The sequence below is a fragment of the Parvibaculum sp. genome (genome assembly GCF_045863935.1).
Classification (GTDB): Bacteria; Pseudomonadota; Alphaproteobacteria; order Parvibaculales; family Parvibaculaceae; genus Parvibaculum.
Genome location: NZ_BTVP01000055.1, coordinates 1 through 16,280 on the forward strand (window position 1 = coordinate 1; position 16,280 = coordinate 16,280).

Consider the following 16,280-nt stretch of genomic DNA (forward strand, 5'->3'; position numbering starts at 1 on the left):
CAATCGTTCCGATGTTGCAGTGCGGCTTGTTCCGCTCAAACTTCTCTTTGGCCATCTCGGCGCTCCATTCCTCTGGAACTAACTTCGATTAACGGATCAGGCGAGCTTCGCCCGGACTTCATCGGATACCGCCTGCGGCACCTGTTCGTAGTGGTCGAACTGCATCGTGTACTGGGCGCGGCCCTGGCTCATCGAACGCAGCGTATTCACGTAGCCAAACATGTTGGCGAGCGGCACCATCGCGTGGATCACCTGCGCGATACCGCGCTGCTCGGTGCCGTTGATCTGACCGCGACGGCTGTTCAGGTCGCCGATCACGTCGCCCATGTATTCTTCCGGGGTGACGACTTCGACATTCATGATCGGCTCGAGGAGCTTCACACCCGCTTGCTGCGCGCCTTCGCGGAAGGCAGCACGGGAAGCGATTTCGAACGCCATGACGCTCGAGTCGACGTCGTGGTAGGCGCCGTCGATCAGCGTGGCCTTGAAGTCGATCATCGGGAAGCCGGCGAGCGGGCCGCTGTCCTTCACGCTCTCGACACCCTTCTGAACGCCCGGCACATATTCCTTCGGCACCGAACCGCCGACAACCTTGCTCTCGAACTGGAAGCCCGAACCCGGCTCGCCCGGCTCGAACACGATCTTCACGCGGGCGAACTGGCCCGAACCGCCGGTCTGCTTCTTGTGCGTGTAGTCGATCTCGGCGCGCTTCGTAAGCGTTTCACGATAGGCCACCTGCGGCGCGCCCACATTCGCTTCGACCTTGAACTCGCGACGCATGCGGTCGACGAGAATGTCGAGATGAAGTTCGCCCATGCCCTTGATGACCGTCTGGCCGGACTCTTCGTCCACCGACACGCGGAAAGACGGATCTTCCTGCGCAAGACGATTGAGCGCGATGCCCATCTTTTCCTGGTCGGCCTTCGTCTTCGGCTCGACCGCAACCTCGATGACCGGCTCTGGGAATTCCATGCGCTCCAGGATGATCGGCTTCAGCGGATCGCAGAGCGTGTCGCCCGTCGTGGTGTTCTTGAGGCCGGCAACAGCGACGATGTCGCCCGCATAGGCTTCCTTGATGTCTTCGCGATGGTTCGCATGCATCTGCAGCATGCGGCCGATGCGCTCGCGATTATCCTTGGTCGAATTCAGCACACCCGTACCGGTGGTGAGCACGCCCGAATAGATGCGGCAAAAGGTGAGCGAACCAACGAAGGGGTCGTTCATGATCTTGAAGGCGAGAACCGCAAGCGGCTCTTCGTCGGAAGCGCCGCGCGTATCGGGCTCTTCGGTCTTGGGGTCGATACCCTGCATGCGCTCGACTTCGAGCGGCGACGGCAGGAAGTCCACCACGGCGTCCAGCATGGGCTGCACGCCCTTGTTCTTGAACGCGCTGCCGCAGAGAACCGGCACGAACTTGCGGCTAATGGTGCCCTTGCGGATGAGCTTCTTGAGCGTGTCCTCGTCGGGCTCGTTGCCCTCGAGATAGGCCTCCATCACCGTGTCGTCCATCTCGACGGCGAGCTCGACCATCTTCGCGCGATACTCGTCCGCCTGATCCTTCAGATCGTCGCGAATGTCGCGATACTCGAATTCGGCACCGAGGGATTCATCCTTCCAGATGATTTCCTTCATCTTGACGAGATCGATCAGACCTTCGAACTCGGCTTCCGAACCGATCGGGAGCTGCGTCACGAGCGGAACCGCACCAAGGCGCGTCACGATCATGTCGACGCAGCGATAGAAGTTAGCGCCCATGCGGTCCATCTTGTTGACGAAGCACATGCGGGGAACGCGATACTTGTCGGCCTGGCGCCACACCGTTTCGGACTGCGGCTCCACGCCGGCAACCGAGTCGAACACCGTCACGGCGCCGTCGAGCACACGGAGCGAACGCTCGACTTCAATCGTGAAGTCCACGTGGCCGGGCGTGTCGATGATGTTGATGCGCTTGTCTTTCCAGAAGCACGTCGTCGCAGCGGACGTGATCGTGATGCCGCGCTCCTGCTCCTGCTCCATCCAGTCCATGGTGGCAGCGCCGTCGTGCACTTCGCCGATCTTGTGGCTCACGCCCGTGTAGTAAAGGATGCGCTCGGTCGTCGTCGTCTTACCGGCATCGATGTGAGCCATGATGCCGATATTGCGGTAATCTTCGAGCTTCGTTTTGCGTGCCATGACGGTCTGCCTTTAGGGGTCTTGAACGCGTTACCAGCGGTAGTGCGAGAAGGCGCGGTTGGCTTCCGCCATCCGGTGCGTATCTTCGCGCTTCTTGACGGCGGAGCCGCGATTGTTCGCCGCATCGAGCAGCTCGCCCGAGAGGCGCGCAACCATCGTCGTTTCGTTGCGGGCGCGAGCGGCGGCAATGATCCAGCGGATCGCCAGTGCCTTACGACGATCCGGACGAACCTCGACAGGAACCTGGTAGGTAGCACCACCGACACGACGCGAGCGCACTTCGAGCGCCGGCATCACGTTTTCGAGGGCTTCGTGGAACGTGCGCAGCGGATCGACGTTGGCCTTCTGCTGCATCTGGTCGAACGCGCCGTAAATGATGCTTTCGGCGGCGGACTTCTTGCCGTGATACATCAGGCTGTTCATGAACTTCGCGAGAACGACGTCGCCATATTTGGCGTCCGGAAGAACTTCTCGCTTTTCTGCACTGTGGCGGCGGGACATGTCTCTGTTCCTTACTTCGGACGCTTCGCGCCGTATTTCGAGCGGCGCTGACGGCGATCTTTCACACCCTGCGTATCGAGCACGCCACGGATGATGTGGTAGCGCACCCCCGGAAGGTCCTTCACGCGGCCGCCGCGGATCAGCACCACGGAGTGTTCCTGCAGGTTGTGGCCTTCGCCCGGGATGTAGCTCGTCACTTCGAACTGGTTGGTCAGCCGTACGCGGGCGACCTTACGCAGAGCGGAGTTCGGCTTCTTCGGCGTCGTCGTATAGACGCGCGTGCACACGCCACGCTTCTGCGGGCACGCCTGCATGGCCGGTACTTTATTACGCTTCACCAGCGGCTTGCGCGGCTTGCGGATGAGTTGGTTGACGGTGGGCATTCGCCTGCTCGATCCTGTCTGTCCAAACAAAAAAACGCCGCGCCGCCCCCGGATCTGGTCCGAAAATGGGCTGCGCGCGCTTGAGGACACCAAACCCTTGACGGGTCTTGTATCCCAATGCAGAGGATCCCGGCCTTACGCCCGGAATCGTGCGCCATTCCTCGTATTCTGTTTACCGGCCCCAGTGTCTAGATCCGACCAAAGGCCAATACCCTCAAGGGCTTGGTGGCCAGCGGTCCGGGATGCCTCTACTACCTGGAGCGAAAGTGGGCGGAAATTACTCGGGGGTTACCGAGTCGTCAACCCCGCATCCGCCGAATCCCGCGAAAAATCGGACACGAGCTGACTTTCTCGTCCGCAATCGGGATTCCCCTGACAGGAAGGCCTGTCAGAGAGCAAGATGAACCCGGTTTTCACGGGAGGAAAGCAAAATGACCGGCAAATTCTGGCCTGCCCTGTTCGGGATCGCAGCACTCTACAACTTCGCCGCCGGGCTTCCGCCCCTGCTGATTCCCTCGCTCTCGGCGGAAAACCTGGGGCTGCCACCCTACGATCCGCAGCACATTATCATCGCTCAGCTTGCCGGCCTGCTGATCTGCCTCTTCGGCATCGGCTACGCCATGGTCGCCATGGGCACCCCCGGCGGCCGGGAAATCGTCATTCTGGGCACGATCGGGAAGCTTGGGGTCGTTCTTCTCGTTTTCGGCCACCTGCTCTGGGGCCATGCTCCGCTGGGCCTGGCCGTCGCGGCCGGAGGCGACTTCCTCTTTGCCCTCGCCTTCCTCGTCTACCTGACGAAGGGCCGCGGCGCCCGGCCCGTCCCCGCCTGAGCGCCGCCCTGAACGCAACAGGCCGCCCCCGAGGGAGCGGCCTGCGCCATCTTTAACGTACAGGTCACGGGATCAGGCAGTGCCTTCCGCCGCCTCTGTGACTTCCTCTGCAGCACCCGAGGCCTCAACGGTGGTGCCACCCTGATCCTCGAGGATCTTCTCGTCGCGGCGCTGGGCCTCGCCCCGGATACGCTGGAGCATGCCGCCCGTGCCTGCCGGGATGAGCCGGCCGACAATGACGTTTTCCTTGAGGCCGATGAGCTGATCGACCTTGCCGGCAACCGCCGCTTCGGTGAGGACGCGCGTCGTCTCCTGGAAGGATGCAGCCGAGATAAAGGAACGGGTCTGAAGGCTCGCCTTGGTGATACCGAGCAGAACCGGGCTCGCGGTGGCGGGCGTCTTGCCCTGCGCCTCGAGTTTCGCATTTATCTCGTCGAACTCCGACCGGTCCATCTGTTCGCCAGGAAGCGTGATGGAATCTCCGGGGCTCGTGATCTCGACCTTCTGCAGCATGTTGCGGACGATCACTTCAATATGCTTGTCGTTGATCGACACGCCCTGCAGACGGTAGACGTCCTGCACTTCGTTGACGAGATAGGCCGCCAGTTCCTCGACGCCCGAAATCGCAAGGATATCGTGCGGCGCGGGGTGACCGTCCAGAATGAACTCGCCCTTCTCGATCACATCGCCTTCCTGGACCGAGATATGCTTGCCCTTCGGGATCAGATACTCGATCGGCTCAAGGCTCTCGTCCAGCGGATGCACGATGATGCGGCGCTTGTTCTTGTAGTCGCGACCGAATTCAACGCGGCCCGTGGCTTCGGCGATGATCGCATGATCCTTCGGACGGCGTGCCTCGAAGAGCTCCGCCACGCGCGGCAGACCGCCCGTGATGTCGCGCGTCTTGGCGCCTTCGGTCGGGATACGTGCGAGCACGTCGCCGGCATGGACTTCCGCCCCGTTCTCGACCGACAGAATGGCGTCGACCGAAAGCAGGTAGCGGGCGTCGTTGCCGCTCGCCAGTTTCAGAATCTTGCCGTTCTTGTCCTTGACGATCACGGCCGGCCGCAAATCGCTGCCGCGCGGGGAAGCGCGCCAGTCGACGACGACACGGCTGGAAATACCGGTCGCCTCGTCCGCCACTTCGCGGATCGACACACCTTCCACCAGGTCCTCGAACTCCACGACACCGTTCACTTCCGTGAGGATCGGCATCGTGTAGGGATCCCACTCCGAAATGCGCTGGCCGCGGGAGATCGTATCCCCCTCGTCCACACGCAAGCGCGAACCGTAGGTCAGCTTGTGTGCGGCGCGCTCGTTGCCGTGTTCATCGATGACGAGCACCTGCACGTTGCGGCCCATGACGACGAGAACGCCATTCGAATCCTTCACCACGTTGCGGTTCACGATCTTCACCGTGCCCGAGTGGTTGGTTTCGATATAGGAGTTGTCCGCCACCTGCGCCGTACCGCCGATGTGGAAAGTACGCATGGTGAGCTGAGTGCCCGGCTCACCGATCGACTGAGCGGCGATGACGCCGACGGCCTCGCCCATATTGACGGGCGTGCCACGCGCAAGGTCACGGCCGTAGCAGGCCGCGCAGACGCCGTTCTGCGCTTCGCAAGTCAGCACCGAACGAATCTTGATCGTCTGAACATTCACCTCCTCGATGAGGTCGACATCGGCCTCGTCGATCAGGTGGTTCTTCGGCAGGAGAACCGTGCCGGTCGCCGGGTTCATCACGTCTTCCGCCGTGGTGCGGCCGAGAACGCGGGTACCGAGGGAGACGATCACATCGCCAGCCTCGATCACGGCCTGAACCGTGATACCACCCTCCGTACCGCAATCACTTTCGGTGATGATCGAATCCTGCGCAACGTCGACGAGACGGCGGGTGAGGTAACCCGAGTTCGCCGTCTTGAGCGCCGTATCCGCGAGACCCTTTCGCGCACCGTGAGTCGAGTTGAAGTACTCGAGAACGGTGAGGCCTTCCTTGAAGTTCGAGATGATGGGCGTCTCGATGATTTCACCGGACGGCTTGGCCATGAGGCCGCGCATGCCCGCGAGCTGCTTCATCTGGGCGGGCGAACCACGCGCGCCGGAATGCGCCATCATGTAGATCGAGTTGATCTGCTTCTCGCGCTTCGTTTCCGCATCCACCTGCACGGCCGAGATCTTCTGCATCATCACGTCGGCGACGCGATCGGTGCACTTCGCCCAAGCGTCGACAACCTTGTTGTACTTTTCGCCCTGGGTGATGAGGCCGTCGATGTACTGCTGCTCGTATTCTGTCGCGAGCGCCTGCGTCTCCTCGACGAGCTTCGCCTTCTCTTCCGGAATGACCATGTCGTCCTTGCCGAACGAGATGCCGGCCCGGAAGGCCTGACGGAAACCGAGAGCCATGATCTGGTCGCAGAAGATCACCGTCTCCTTCTGGCCGCAGTGGCGATAGACCACGTCGATCATCTTGGAGATGTCACGCTTCGTGAGCAGACGGTTCACGAGGTCGAACGGCACGTTCGGATGCTTCGGCAGAAGCTCGCCAACCAGCATGCGGCCGGGGGTCGTGTCCACGACCTGCGTGAGGTCGTTGCCATCGGCATCCTTCGTCGTGTACCGCGCCTTGACCTTCGCGTGCAGCGTCACCGACTTGGCGGCAAGCGCATGCTCGATTTCGGCCATGGTCGAGAACACCATGCCTTCGCCCGGCTCGTTATCCTTCTGGATGGTCACATAGTAGAGACCGAGAACGATATCCTGGGACGGCACGATGATCGGCGAGCCGTTTGCCGGGTGCAGGATGTTGTTGGTCGACATCATCAGCACGCGGGCTTCGAGCTGCGCTTCGAGCGACAGCGGCACGTGAACGGCCATCTGGTCGCCGTCGAAGTCGGCGTTGAACGCCGCGCAAACGAGCGGATGAAGCTGGATCGCCTTGCCCTCGATCAGCACGGGTTCGAAAGCCTGAATGCCGAGGCGGTGAAGCGTCGGCGCACGGTTGAGCAGCACCGGATGCTCGCGGATCACCTGCTCGAGGATTTCCCAGACTTCCGGACGCTCCTTTTCGACGAGCTTCTTCGCCTGCTTCACCGTGGCGCTGAGACCCTTGGCCTCGAGGCGCGAATAGATGAACGGCTTGAAGAGTTCGAGCGCCATCTTCTTCGGCAGGCCGCACTGGTGGAGCTTGAGCTCGGGACCGACGACGATCACCGAACGGCCGGAATAGTCCACGCGCTTGCCGAGCAGGTTCTGACGGAAACGCCCCTGCTTGCCCTTCAGCATGTCGGCGAGCGACTTCAGCGGGCGCTTGTTGGCGCCCGTGATGACGCGGCCGCGACGGCCGTTGTCGAACAGCGCATCGACCGATTCCTGCAGCATGCGCTTTTCGTTACGGATGATGATATCCGGCGCGCGCAGCTCCATCAGCCGCTTCAGACGATTGTTGCGGTTGATGACGCGGCGGTAGAGATCGTTCAGGTCGGAGGTCGCGAAACGGCCACCATCCAGCGGAACGAGCGGACGAAGCTCCGGCGGGATGACCGGAATCTGCGTCATGATCATCCATTCCGGGCGGTTGCCGGACTCGATGAACGCCTCGATGAGCTTGAGACGCTTCGCAAGCTTCTTTGGCTTCAGTTCCGACGTCGACTCGGCAATCTCCACCCGCAGATCGGCGGCGATCTTCTCGAGGTCGAGTGCCATCATCAGCTCACGGATCGCTTCGGCGCCGATGCCGGCAGTGAAGCTGTCTTCGCCATACTGGTCCTGTGCGTCGATATACTCTTCTTCCGTCAGAAGCTGACGCTCCTTGAGCGACGTGAGGCCCGGCTCCAGAACGATGTAGTTCTCGAAGTAGAGAACGCGCTCCAGATCCTTCAGCGTCATGTCGAGCAGAAGACCGATGCGGCTCGGCAGCGACTTCAGGAACCAGATATGCGCGACGGGCGCGGCGAGTTCGATGTGGCCCATGCGCTCGCGCCGGACCTTCGACAACGTCACTTCAACGCCGCACTTCTCGCAGATGATGCCCTTGTACTTCATCCGCTTGTACTTGCCGCACAGGCACTCGTAGTCCTTGATCGGACCGAAGATGCGCGCGCAGAAGAGACCATCCCGCTCCGGTTTGAACGTGCGGTAGTTGATCGTCTCCGGCTTCTTGATCTCGCCATAGGACCAGGAAAGGATCCGCTCGGGGCTCGCGATCGAGATCTTGATCTGATCGAAAGTCTGCGTAGGCGCCGTCGGATTGAAAAGGTTCATGACCTCTTGGTTCATGGACTTCTCCTGAACTCGGCCTCAAAGCCAACGGGGATAGTTATGTGCGTCCGGTGGGGCCTTCCGTCCGCGTACCCCGTATATCGAATATCGAATGCCCTCCACCGGGGAGGGCTGCGATGCGCCCCGCAAGGAGCGCATCGCCTGTCTCTTGTCAGCTCGCGGCCGGTGTCAGCAGCTCGACATTGAGGCCGAGCGAGCGCATTTCCTTCACGAGCACGTTGAAGCTCTCCGGAATACCGGCTTCGAACGTGTCGTCGCCGCGGACGATGGCCTCGTAGACCTTCGTACGGCCGGCCACGTCGTCCGACTTCACTGTCAGCATTTCCTGCAGCGTGTAGGCGGCGCCATAGGCTTCGAGCGCCCACACCTCCATTTCGCCGAAGCGCTGGCCACCGAACTGCGCCTTGCCACCCAGCGGCTGCTGGGTAACGAGCGAGTACGGGCCGATGGAGCGTGCATGGATCTTGTCGTCGACAAGATGATGCAGCTTCAGCATGTAGATGTACCCGACGGTCACCTTGCGGTCGAAGGGCTCGCCTGTCCGTCCGTCATGGAGAGTCACTTGGCCCGAACGGTCCAGTCCGGCAAGTTCCAGCATCTCCACGATTTCCGGCTCGCGGGCACCGTCGAAGACGGGGGTCGCGATCGGCACGCCATTGGTCAGATTGCCGGCCATCTCCACAAGCTGTTCTTCGTCGAGCGAAGCGACGGTCTGATCGTCACCATAGATCTGGTGGATGAGATCCTTCAGCTCCTTCGGCTTGTTTTCGCGCTGGTAGACCTCGAGCGCCTTCTCGATCTTGCGACCGAGACCGGCACAGGCCCACCCGAGATGGGTTTCCAGAATCTGACCGACATTCATGCGGCTCGGCACGCCGAGCGGGTTCAGCACGATGTCGACCGGCTGGCCATCGTCCAGATAGGGCATGTCTTCCATCGGCACGATGCGGCTGATGACGCCCTTGTTGCCGTGACGGCCGGCCATCTTGTCGCCGGTCTGCAGCTTGCGCTTCACGGCCACGAAGACCTTGACCATCTTCATGACGCCGGGCGGAAGCTCGTCGCCGCGCTGAAGCTTGTCGACCTTGTCGGCAAAGCGCGCTTCGAGGCGCTCCTTGCTCTCGTCGTACTGCTTCTTCAACGCTTCGATTTCGGCTTGCGCCTTCTCGTTCTTGAGCGCGATCTGCCACCACTGACCATGGCTCAGCTCGTCCAGATCGGACTGGCTGACCTTGGCATCCGCCGCGAGCGCCTTCGGGCCCGAAGCGATCTGCTTGCCGAGAAGGATTTCGGCAAGACGGCCATAGATGTTGCGGTCGAGAATACCGACTTCGTCGTCGCGGTCCTTCGCGAGACGTTCGATTTCCTCACGCTCGATCGCCATCGCGCGCTCGTCCTTGTCGATGCCGTGACGATTGAACACACGCACCTCAACAACCGTGCCGGTGACGCCCGGCGGGAGGCGAAGCGACGTGTCGCGCACGTCGGAAGCCTTTTCGCCGAAGATGGCGCGCAGCAGCTTCTCTTCCGGCGTCATCGGGCTCTCGCCCTTGGGCGTGATCTTGCCGACAAGGATGTCGCCCGGATTCACGTCGGCGCCGATATAGACGATGCCCGCTTCGTCGAGATTCTTGAGGGCTTCCTCGCCGACATTCGGAATGTCGCGCGTGATTTCCTCAGGCCCGAGCTTCGTGTCGCGCGCCATCACCTCGAATTCCTCGATATGGATCGAAGTGAAGACGTCGTCGCGCACGATGCGCTCGGAGATGAGGATGGAGTCCTCGAAGTTGTAGCCATTCCACGGCATGAACGCGACCAGCACGTTGCGGCCGAGCGCGAGATCGCCGAGTTCGGTCGAAGGACCGTCCGCGATGATGTCGCCCTTGTTCACCAGATCGCCCACGCGCACCAGCGGACGCTGGTTGATGCAGGTGTTCTGGTTGGAACGCTGGAACTTGCGCAGGTTGTAGATGTCGACGCCCGACTTCGAGGAATCGACCTCCTCCGTCGCGCGAATGACGATACGCGTTGCGTCCACCTGGTCGACGACGCCCGTACGCCGGGCACCGATCGCAGCGCCACTGTCGCGCGCCACGACTTCTTCCATGCCGGTGCCGACGAGCGGCGCTTCCGAACGGATGAGCGGAACAGCCTGACGCTGCATGTTCGAGCCCATGAGCGCGCGGTTCGCGTCGTCGTTCTCGAGGAACGGGATGAGCGCCGCGGCCACCGACACGATCTGCTTCGGCGACACGTCCACGAAGTCCACCTGATCCGGCGGCACCATCTCGAAATCGCCGTCGATGCGGCAGTTCACGAGCTCGCCCTGGATCTCGCCCTTGGCGCTCACTTCCACATTCGCCTGCGCGATGCGGTAGCGGCTTTCTTCCATGGCGGACAGATAGACCACATCGGCATCGAGCTTGCCGCCCTTCACGCGCCGGTACGGGCTCTCGATGAAGCCGTACTTGTTGACGCGAGCGAAGGTTGCGAGCGAGTTGATGAGACCGATATTCGGACCTTCCGGCGTTTCGATCGGACAGATGCGGCCGTAATGCGTCGGATGCACGTCGCGCACCTCGAAGCCGGCACGCTCGCGCGTCAGACCGCCAGGCCCAAGCGCCGAGAGACGGCGCTTATGCGTGATTTCTGAAAGCGGATTCGTCTGGTCCATGAACTGCGAAAGCTGCGAGGACCCGAAGAATTCGCGCACGGCGGCAGCCGCCGGCTTCGCGTTGATCAGGTCATGCGGCATCACCGTGTCGATATCGACCGACGACATGCGTTCCTTGATCGCCCGTTCCATGCGGAGCAGGCCGACGCGATACTGGTTCTCCATGAGCTCGCCGACCGAACGCACGCGGCGATTGCCGAGATTGTCGATATCGTCGATTTCGCCCTTGCCGTCGCGCAGGCCGACAAGCGTCCTGATGACCGCAAGGATGTCTTCCTTGCGGAGCACGCGCATCGTGTCCGGGCAATCGAGATCGAGGCGCATGTTCATCTTCACGCGGCCGACCGCCGAGAGGTCGTAGCGCTCGGAATCGAAGAACAGGCTGTTGAACAGCGCATCCGCCGTGTCCGGCGTCGGCGGCTCGCCCGGGCGCATCACGCGGTAGATGTCGATCAGCGCCTGCTCGCGGTTCGTGCATTTGTCGACGGCGAGCGTGTTGCGGATGAAGGCACCCGTGTTCACGTGATCGATGTCGAGCGTCACGATCTGGTCGTGGCCCGCCTCGACGAGCTGCTCCAACACTTCAGGGGTAATCTCGTCACCGGCTTCGGCGAAGATTTCGCCGGTTTCCATGTTGACGATTTCCTGGGCGAGATAACGGCCGTGCAGATCCTCGTCCTGCACAAGAAGTTCCTTGAGGCCGTCTTCGGCCAGCTTCTTCGCCAGCCGCGGCGTGACCTTGCGGCCCGCCTCGACAACAGCCTTGCCGGTCTTCGCGTCGATGAGATCGCGCTCCGGCTTCGCGCCGCGATAACGTTCCGCATCGAACGGCACGCGCCAGCCCTGCTTCACCTTGGTGAAGGCAACGCTGTTGTAGAACGTGCTGAGAATTTCTTCCGAGTCGAGGCCGAGCGCATAGAGAAGCGTCGTCACCGGCAGCTTGCGGCGACGGTCGATGCGCACAAAGACGATGTCCTTCGCGTCGAACTCGAAGTCGAGCCACGAACCGCGATAGGGAATGACGCGCGCCGCGAAGAGCAGCTTGCCGGAAGAATGCGTCTTGCCCTTGTCGTGATCGAAGAAGACGCCCGGGCTGCGGTGCATCTGCGAAACGATGACGCGCTCGGTGCCGTTGATGACGAAGGTGCCGTTCTCGGTCATGAGCGGCATGTCGCCCATGTAGACGTCCTGCTCCTTGATGTCCTTGACGGACTTCGCGCCGGAATCCTCGTCCACCTCGAACACGATGAGGCGCAGCGTCACCTTGAGCGGCGCGGCGAATGTCATCCCGCGCTGCTGGCACTCCTCGACGTCGTATTTCGGCGTTTCGAATTCGTAGTTCACGAATTCGAGCGTCGACGTCTCCGAGAAATCGCTGATCGGAAAAACCGACTTGAAGACGGAATAGAGCCCCTGCTCTTCCCGTCCGCCTTTCGGCTCCTCAACCTGCAGGAACTGGTCGTATGAATATTTCTGAACCTCGATCAGGTTCGGCATCTCCGCGATCTGCGGAATGTGCCCGAAGACCTTACGAACCCGCTTTCGACCAGTGAAGGACTGCGTCATATGTGCTCCTCGCAACGCTCTGCATTAGAACGGCGGCCGGACTTTCAGTCGGAGAAAGGGGCAGCCCGGTCTTAGGCCCGTATTCTCCGTGGAGGGCGCAGCGCTTGCGAAGCGCCGGCGCATCGGCCGGAACGGTGAGCATGAAACCCGCCGTTCCGGCCCTTGTCGCGGTAAGCGAACTTACTTGAGTTCGACCTTGGCGCCGGCCTTCTCCAGCTGCGCCTTGATCTTTGCGGCTTCGTCCTTGGACGCGCCTTCCTTGACGGTCTTCGGAGCGCCTTCGACCAGGTCCTTGGCTTCCTTGAGGCCCAGGCCCGTGATCGCACGGACTTCCTTGATCACCTCGATCTTCTTCTCGCCGGCGGCGGCAAGAACGACCTCGAACTCGGTCTGCTCTTCGGCAGCGGCGGCAGGCGCGGCACCCGCGGCGGCAACGGCCACCGGAGCGGCGGCGGAAACGCCCCACTTCTCTTCGAGCATCTTGGAGAGCTCGGCCGCCTCAAGGACGGTCAGGTTGGAAAGGTCTTCGACGATTTTTGCGAGATCGGTCATTTCAATGTCTCTCTGTATAGGTTCGGTTGGATATCGGGTTCACTGCAGCGGTCACGCCGCTTCGCTCTTGGTGGCATAGGCATTCAGCACACGCGCCAGTTGGCCGCCAGGCGCCTGGAGCACGCCCGCGATGCGGGTTGCCGGCGTCTGGATCATGCCCACGATCTTCGCGCGCAGTTCGTCGAGCGACGGCAGGTCGGCAAGCACCTTCACCGCCTTTGCATCGAGAACCGTCTCGCCCATCGCGCCGCCGAGGATGACCAGCTTCTGGTTTTCCTTGGCGAACTCGGACGCAACCTTGGGGGCTGCAACCGGGTCATCGGAATAGGCGATTGCCGTCGGCCCCGTGAAGAGATCGCCGATCTCCTGCATCGGGGTGCCATCGAGAGCGAGCTTCGCCAGCCGGTTCTTCGTCACCTTGAACGAAGCACCAGCCTTGGCCATCCGGGAACGCAGATCGGACATCTGGTTCACGGTGAGGCCGCTGTAGTGGGCGACGACAACGACACCGGCATTCGAGAAAACGCCGTTGAGGTGCGTCACGAGCTCTGTCTTTTCAGCTCTGTCCACTTGCTCTCTCCGTCGTGTACGAAACCCTCGTACACTTGGGGGCGGATTTGGGAAGGCATCGCCTGCCCTTGCCCGCCATTGGCATTTGCCACTCGTACGTCTCGCGGGGCGCAAGCCTCGCAAACCGCATGAGCGGCGCTCACTTGCCTGTCCCGGGTTCCAACCGATCCCGCGGAACACTGAAGTTCCGTGAAACCGTTCAACTCCCGTCTATTGCCGGCCGCCGTCTCTTGGCGATTAAGCGTCGGTTCCAGGGAACCTCGGCGCCCGCAGTCTCGGACAGGTGAACAGACGATGGCGCAGCCACTCCGGTTTGCACCGAAGTGACTGCACGTCCCGTCCGTTCCCAACCGCCCGCAGCCCTCTCGGAACCGCGAACGGAAACTCTTCTCGGCGCTTACGCGCCAGCCGCAACGCTCTGCGGCTCAACCTTCACGCCGGGGCCCATGGTCGAGCTGATGGCGATCCGCTTGATATAGGTGCCCTTGGCGCCCGCAGGCTTTGCCTTCTGCACCGCATCGATCAGCGCACGGACATTGCCGAGGATCTGATCTTCGCTGAAGCTCGCTTTGCCGACACCGGCATGCACGATGCCGGCCTTCTCGACGCGGAACTCGACGGCGCCGCCCTTTGCGGCCTTCACCGCTTCGGCGACATCCGGCGTCACCGTGCCGACCTTCGGGTTCGGCATCAGGCCGCGCGGGCCGAGCACCTTACCGAGACGGCCGACCAGCGGCATCATGTCCGGCGTCGCGATGCAACGGTCGAACTCGATCTTGCCGTTCTGCACGATCTCCGCGAGGTCTTCCGCACCGACGATGTCGGCACCGGCGGCCTTCGCGGCGTCCGCCTTGTCGCCCTTCGCAAACACCGCGACGCGAACCGTGCGGCCCGAACCGTTCGGCAGCGCGACAACGCCACGAACCATCTGGTCCGCATGACGCGGATCGACACCGAGCGCGATCGCAACTTCGATCGTCTCGTCGAACTTCGCGCTAGCACGATCCTTGACGATCTTCACCGCCTCGCCGAGACCATAGGTCTTCTTGCGGTCGATCCCCTCACGAGCCTTCGAAATACGCTTTCCTGCTTTGCCAGTCATATCGCTCACTCCACAACCTGAAGGCCCATGGAACGGGCGGAACCTGCAATGATCTTCGTCGCCTGATCGAGGTCGTTGGCATTCAGGTCGACGAACTTCGCTTCGGCAATCTCACGGCACTGCGCGAGCGTCACCGTTCCGGCGGAAGCGCGGCCCGGCGTCTTGGAGCCGGACTGGATCTTCGCAGCCTTCTTCAGAAAGTAGGAGGCAGGCGGCGTCTTCATCGCAAAGGTGAAGGAACGGTCCGAATAGGCCGTAATCACGACCGGGATCGGCATACCCTGTTCCATCTTCTGCGTGGCGGCATTGAACGCCTTGCAGAATTCCATGATGTTGAGACCGCGCTGGCCAAGCGCCGGACCGATCGGGGGCGAGGGATTCGCCGCGCCGGCCGGCACCTGCAATTTGATGTAGCCTTCGATTTTCTTCGCCATGTCTTTCCCCTGCCGGATATCGCCGGCGCTTTGGGTTAGTGGTCAGCGGCGCATCGGAAACCGGAGTTTCGTCCGCACCTCCCACAAGATTGCGGGAGACGGAAGAGCCCTAGAGCTTCTCCACCTGCCCGTATTCGAGTTCGACCGGGGTCGCCCGGCCGAAAATCGACACGGCCACCTTGAGCCGCGCCTTTTCTTCGTCGACTTCCTCGACGAAACCGTTGAAAGAGGCGAACGGGCCGTCGGCCACGCGCACCTGCTCGCCGATCTCGAAAGTGATCGAGGGCTTCGGCCGCTCCACACCTTCCTGCACCTGATGCAGGATGCGGTCGACTTCCGCCTGGCTGATCGGCTGCGGCTTGTTGTCCGCGCCCAGAAAGCCAGTCACCTTCGGCGTATTCTTGACGAGATGGTAGGCCTCGTCCGTCATCTCCATCTTCGCGAGCACATAGCCCGGGAAGAACTTGCGCTCGGCGTTGATCTTCCGGCCCCGCCGCACCTCGACGACCTCTTCGGTCGGCACGAGGATTTCCTCGAACTGATCGGAAAGACCCTGCTGTTCAGCCTGCTCGCGCAGCGAATCCGCGACCTTCTTCTCGAAGTTCGAATAGGCGTGAATAATGTACCAGCGCTTAGCCATGTTTGTTTCCGACGGGACTTGAGCCCCTGACCTCAGTTACCGCCGAAGCCGAGCACGAGCGAAACGATGTAGCTCAGCGCCGTGTCGGCCAGGAAGAAAAACACCATCGCGAACGAAACCATGATGAAGACCATCACCGTGGTGATGACCGTCTCGCGGCGCGTCGGCCAGGTGACCTTCGACGCCTCGGAGCGGACCTGCTGGAGGAACTGAAGCGGATTCGTCTTTGCCATCTCTCTCGCCAAATGCCTCTCGACTACCGCTTCTATCGCCCGTCCGGCCGGGTCTCGCCCTCCCGGCCCTGCCGCCTCGCCCTCAGGCGCTGGCAGGAGTGGAGGGGCTCGAACCCCCAACCCCCGGTTTTGGAGACCGGTGCTCTACCAGTTGAGCTACACTCCTAAAGCACGATCCGGGGAAATGGATTTCCGGTCTCCCGGATCATGCTCAACCTTCAAGTCCCGCCGCTAAGCGTCCGGCCTTTTACTTCAACACCTTGGAGACGACGCCGGCGCCGACGGTACGTCCGCCTTCACGGATGGCGAAGCGCAGCTTCTCTTCCATCGCGATCGGCGCGATCA

General features: G+C 61.9%; 12 protein-coding genes, 1 tRNA gene and 1 pseudogene. 1 reads left to right on the plus strand and 13 read right to left on the minus strand.

The annotated features are described in order from the left end of the window. Positions 1–96: 96 nt before the first annotated feature. Genes fusA through rpsL form a run of 3 tightly spaced genes read right to left on the minus strand, consistent with a single transcriptional unit; the run spans position 97 to position 3,056 of the window. A complete protein-coding gene (gene fusA, locus ACKUUH_RS15895) occupies positions 97–2,172 on the minus strand; it encodes an elongation factor G (RefSeq protein ID WP_407950880.1) in 2,076 nt (691 codons plus the stop codon). 30 nt (positions 2,173–2,202) lie between these two features. Then, positions 2,203–2,673: a 30S ribosomal protein S7 gene (gene rpsG, locus ACKUUH_RS15900; RefSeq protein ID WP_407950881.1), complete on the minus strand. Its 471-nt coding sequence runs from the start codon at positions 2,671–2,673 to the stop codon at positions 2,203–2,205. An 11-nt stretch (positions 2,674–2,684) separates the two neighbouring features. Then, positions 2,685–3,056: a 30S ribosomal protein S12 gene (gene rpsL / locus ACKUUH_RS15905; RefSeq protein ID WP_012111654.1), complete on the minus strand. Its 372-nt coding sequence runs from the start codon at positions 3,054–3,056 to the stop codon at positions 2,685–2,687. 431 nt (positions 3,057–3,487) lie between these two features. Here rpsL and ACKUUH_RS15910 point away from each other — a divergent pair, with 431 nt between their 5' ends. Beyond that, positions 3,488–3,886: a hypothetical protein gene (locus tag ACKUUH_RS15910; RefSeq protein ID WP_407950882.1), complete on the plus strand. Its 399-nt coding sequence runs from the start codon at positions 3,488–3,490 to the stop codon at positions 3,884–3,886. Between the two features lie 72 nt (positions 3,887–3,958). Here ACKUUH_RS15910 and rpoC read toward each other — a convergent pair whose 3' ends face one another. The 10 genes and pseudogenes from rpoC to ACKUUH_RS15960 form a co-directional block, all read right to left on the minus strand. Further along, positions 3,959–8,161 (minus strand): DNA-directed RNA polymerase subunit beta', encoded by a 4,203-nt coding sequence (gene rpoC, locus ACKUUH_RS15915; RefSeq protein ID WP_407950883.1) that lies wholly within the window; start codon positions 8,159–8,161, stop codon positions 3,959–3,961. Positions 8,162–8,315: 154 nt separating this feature from the next. Continuing rightward, the gene (gene rpoB / locus ACKUUH_RS15920; protein WP_407950884.1) at positions 8,316–12,404 is read right to left on the minus strand and encodes a DNA-directed RNA polymerase subunit beta; all 4,089 of its coding nucleotides are present in this window, start codon (positions 12,402–12,404) and stop codon (positions 8,316–8,318) included. 180 nt (positions 12,405–12,584) lie between these two features. After that, positions 12,585–12,956, minus strand: coding sequence for a 50S ribosomal protein L7/L12 (rplL, locus tag ACKUUH_RS15925; protein ID WP_293506799.1), 372 nt, complete (start codon positions 12,954–12,956; stop codon positions 12,585–12,587). A gap of 51 nt (positions 12,957–13,007) precedes the next feature. Continuing rightward, the gene (gene rplJ, locus ACKUUH_RS15930; RefSeq protein WP_407950885.1) at positions 13,008–13,526 is read right to left on the minus strand and encodes a 50S ribosomal protein L10; all 519 of its coding nucleotides are present in this window, start codon (positions 13,524–13,526) and stop codon (positions 13,008–13,010) included. Positions 13,527–13,923: 397 nt separating this feature from the next. Then, a complete protein-coding gene (gene rplA / locus ACKUUH_RS15935; protein WP_407950886.1) occupies positions 13,924–14,628 on the minus strand; it encodes a 50S ribosomal protein L1 in 705 nt (234 codons plus the stop codon). A gap of 5 nt (positions 14,629–14,633) precedes the next feature. Continuing rightward, positions 14,634–15,062, minus strand: coding sequence for a 50S ribosomal protein L11 (gene rplK, locus ACKUUH_RS15940; RefSeq protein ID WP_407950887.1), 429 nt, complete (start codon positions 15,060–15,062; stop codon positions 14,634–14,636). 109 nt (positions 15,063–15,171) lie between these two features. Beyond that, positions 15,172–15,702, minus strand: a complete 531-nt coding sequence (nusG, locus tag ACKUUH_RS15945; RefSeq protein ID WP_407950888.1) for a transcription termination/antitermination protein NusG — start codon at positions 15,700–15,702, stop codon at positions 15,172–15,174. Positions 15,703–15,734: 32 nt separating this feature from the next. Then, positions 15,735–15,935 (minus strand): preprotein translocase subunit SecE, encoded by a 201-nt coding sequence (secE, locus tag ACKUUH_RS15950; RefSeq protein ID WP_322311995.1) that lies wholly within the window; start codon positions 15,933–15,935, stop codon positions 15,735–15,737. Between the two features lie 90 nt (positions 15,936–16,025). Continuing rightward, positions 16,026–16,101 (minus strand) — tRNA-Trp (locus tag ACKUUH_RS15955). Between the two features lie 81 nt (positions 16,102–16,182). Next, positions 16,183–16,280: pseudogene (locus tag ACKUUH_RS15960) on the minus strand (elongation factor Tu); the annotation flags it as partial.

Coding starts and splice junctions, on each gene's coding strand:
- rpsG (WP_407950881.1), bottom strand. CDS start 2,673: ATGTCCCGCCGCCACAGTGCAGAAAAGCGAGAAGTTCTTCCGGACGCC.
- rplL (WP_293506799.1), bottom strand. CDS start 12,956: ATGACCGATCTCGCAAAAATCGTCGAAGACCTTTCCAACCTGACCGTC.
- nusG (WP_407950888.1), bottom strand. CDS start 15,702: ATGGCTAAGCGCTGGTACATTATTCACGCCTATTCGAACTTCGAGAAG.
- ACKUUH_RS15910 (WP_407950882.1), top strand. CDS start 3,488: ATGACCGGCAAATTCTGGCCTGCCCTGTTCGGGATCGCAGCACTCTAC.
- fusA (WP_407950880.1), bottom strand. CDS start 2,172: ATGGCACGCAAAACGAAGCTCGAAGATTACCGCAATATCGGCATCATG.
- rpsL (WP_012111654.1), bottom strand. CDS start 3,056: ATGCCCACCGTCAACCAACTCATCCGCAAGCCGCGCAAGCCGCTGGTG.
- secE (WP_322311995.1), bottom strand. CDS start 15,935: ATGGCAAAGACGAATCCGCTTCAGTTCCTCCAGCAGGTCCGCTCCGAG.
- rplA (WP_407950886.1), bottom strand. CDS start 14,628: ATGACTGGCAAAGCAGGAAAGCGTATTTCGAAGGCTCGTGAGGGGATC.
- rpoC (WP_407950883.1), bottom strand. CDS start 8,161: ATGAACCAAGAGGTCATGAACCTTTTCAATCCGACGGCGCCTACGCAG.
- rplK (WP_407950887.1), bottom strand. CDS start 15,062: ATGGCGAAGAAAATCGAAGGCTACATCAAATTGCAGGTGCCGGCCGGC.
- rpoB (WP_407950884.1), bottom strand. CDS start 12,404: ATGACGCAGTCCTTCACTGGTCGAAAGCGGGTTCGTAAGGTCTTCGGG.